Below are 2,628 nucleotides of genomic sequence, written 5' to 3'. Positions count from 1 at the left end.
TAGCGAGTGCACTCTGTGTATTCTAGCTGCACATAGAGTTGGAGTTTTTCTTTTTTTGTTGGCATCACAACCTCATGAGAATCAACCAGATTTGCGCGATTCATTTACGAATCACTCGCGAATTACCGGTGAATCATTGATGAATTACTTGTGATTCACCGTGTATCGCAAGTGAATCACTAAATCACTAACCTATTGATATTAAAGTATGTATCGTAAATGAATCACAAATGACTCACAAGTGATTCGTAAATGACGTCACTTTAACTCATTTTCTGAAAATTTTTTAACGGATTTTTTCCTTTACAGACAACCACTTATGTGAAGATGTAATCTTCCGAGGGGTGTAGGGCATTTCGGGGGTCATAAAAGCTTAGCTGTGCGTTATTTTTGAGGGTGTGTTTTTATATTTATGGAGAAAAAAAACGGTAGCCTAGCGGCGTTTGATGCGAAGAATTGCAGTGTCGTGATTCAAAAAACCATACGACAGACGAGGATAACGCGTACAGCCTCATGTGGAAAAACTAGGACAGTAAACTGCCCATAGTTTTACACACAATCGACAAAGAAGATCGAGCAAGTAGAGAGTTTGCGCTCCGCGCTCAATAAGTTTTTTTTTGTTCTGAGAAAAGGCTTAAAGAGCTTTGTTTCGGCTACGCTGAACCCCTAGCGAGACAAAGGAACAAAACTGACGCGCTAACGCTTGTCGGGTCAGCACTGTCATCGAATGGTTCGCTTTGCTCCTTCATTCAACGCCAGCACTCGACCGTTGTTAGTAGAATTCAATCCAGAGTTTGAAATATGGGTTCAATGGAAGAACCTAATATTCGACCATTTCTCTCATGTTGCTGCCGATGCCAACGCACCTCTTTCGCCTGACACCGAATTCGTCGAAGCTCAATCGAATTGTTACGCTCCAAGAGAAGCAAAAAATGGACGAGAGAACTAGGGGAAACATTCATAGAACACCTCAGAAAAGAAGTAAGGATGCCACGCGAGGGCGGCGCTACAAGCCCTTTCGGCTGCGCCGACCCCTACCCATTTGGGCATCATTTATGGTCGCTTTCAGATTGGGATTTTTCTCTTACCCTTTCGGGCTGCCCTGCGCTGTGAGTTAGGCTTTACGCCCCCATTCCGGCCTCACAACACTAATCAGTTATTCCTTTTCCGCTTGTCCCCTCTAGCAGCTACAAGGGGCGGTGTTATCGAGCTTTCGCTTAGTTTTGATTAGTGCCTTTACCTATCAGCTATGGAATTTCCCTTGATCGCTGACTGATGTGCGTAGCTCTGTCCAAAATCTTGATCCAAACAGAGTGCAGGAGTACTTGAAGTGCTTAAACGATATGGCTATCATGAAAGGACTTACAACGGGCTTCTTAACCAGTAAGTATTCCGAGAAAACCAGCTCGCCTAAGCTGTTTTTTCACATCTGGGTTAAGATTAAATCTAAATCCCTGAAGTCTCAACGACAAACTTCTGTTGTTGAGCAAGAACAAACAAAAAAGCCTCCCATATGGGAGGCTTTTTGTATCTGAATCTCGATGCGCACTAAGTGCCGTTACGTTAAATCCGGCATAGAAAAACACTATTGACTAAACTATCATTAAGCATGAAGTTCCCTCCATTTTTCCTTCGTGCTAAAAAAACGGCTCCAATCGGGAGCCGTTCTTACGTCTAATCTGAGTTCGCACTAAGTGAAATTACGTTAAATACGGCTCCAATTATATCGGAATTTAGTGATCAGTATCTCGTACAACAGGTCAGAAATAGGTTTTTCATATTTATTATTAATGTATTCAAACAAATCATCAGAAAAGCATTCGATACAAGGACATCTAGACATTACCTTATGAGTTCGAGCCATATTAAAAACAGGTTCTAAAATCTCTTTGATTATAGCTTTCGCTTCAAGATATAAAACCTCATCGCTCTCTGGCGGCAATTTTTTATTCGAAGATTTTTATTCACAGCAGGGTTCTCGCAAAAATTGGAGTTTAGCGCGTAACAATAACATCAAAATCAGGTATTCATTATTCCTATTATGGTAAATGGCTCAGTTAGCCAGCTAAAACGCCTCTCAGAAGCCCTCAGAGCCATTTTAAGCTCATTTACAACACCTAACACCCAGTAAACGCTATAGAACCGCTCTGAAAGTTTGTAACGCTTTAGCGCGATTCACAAGGCGAATTAACATTTTTCCTGCTCACCGAAATATCACACCGTAACGCCCATAACCTAAAGTTTGCGATTAGAGATCGTGCTTAGTCGTGAAATGAACGAAGTTCTTTCATGAGTGAGCACGATCCGACAAACGAACGGAGTGAGAGCGTCAGCTTTTCATTTTCCAGGACAACCTTTGATAAGGTATGCAATATAAACCTTAAAATCAGAACAATCCTGTGAGGTCTAATGAACAGTAAAGAGAAAAACAAAAAGAAAAAAAACGTCGACTTGAGTATGAGAAAACAAGCGAAGCGAATTAAAGACGCTAAGAAGTTAAAAAAAGAACAAGAAGCTTTGGCTGAAGAATTAGCAGCGCATACAATCAACATTCCGCCATTCCGAAGGGGCAGTTAACTGGGGGAAAGGGGCGTTAGCGCCCCTTTCCAGCTCACAGAGAAACGAGCG

Annotated in this window: 2 protein-coding genes; both read left to right on the top strand. The window is 41.8% G+C overall.

The window, feature by feature from the left end; translation table 11 throughout:
• Positions 1–727: 727 nt before the first annotated feature.
• A complete protein-coding gene (locus L7A31_RS22115) occupies positions 728–949 on the top strand; it encodes a hypothetical protein (protein WP_237364221.1) in 222 nt (73 codons plus the stop codon).
• A 1,460-nt stretch (positions 950–2,409) separates the two neighbouring features.
• Complete coding sequence (locus tag L7A31_RS22110; protein ID WP_237364228.1) at positions 2,410–2,577, top strand: hypothetical protein; 168 nt, start codon at positions 2,410–2,412, stop codon at positions 2,575–2,577.
• Positions 2,578–2,628 lie beyond the last annotated feature (51 nt).

Origin of the sequence: Vibrio marisflavi CECT 7928 (assembly GCF_921294215.1) — a bacterium.
In the GTDB taxonomy this organism is placed as follows: Bacteria; Pseudomonadota; Gammaproteobacteria; order Enterobacterales; family Vibrionaceae; genus Vibrio; species Vibrio marisflavi.
The sequence above is the reverse complement of the archived record's forward strand: the minus strand, read 5'-3'. Positions and strand labels throughout refer to the sequence as shown.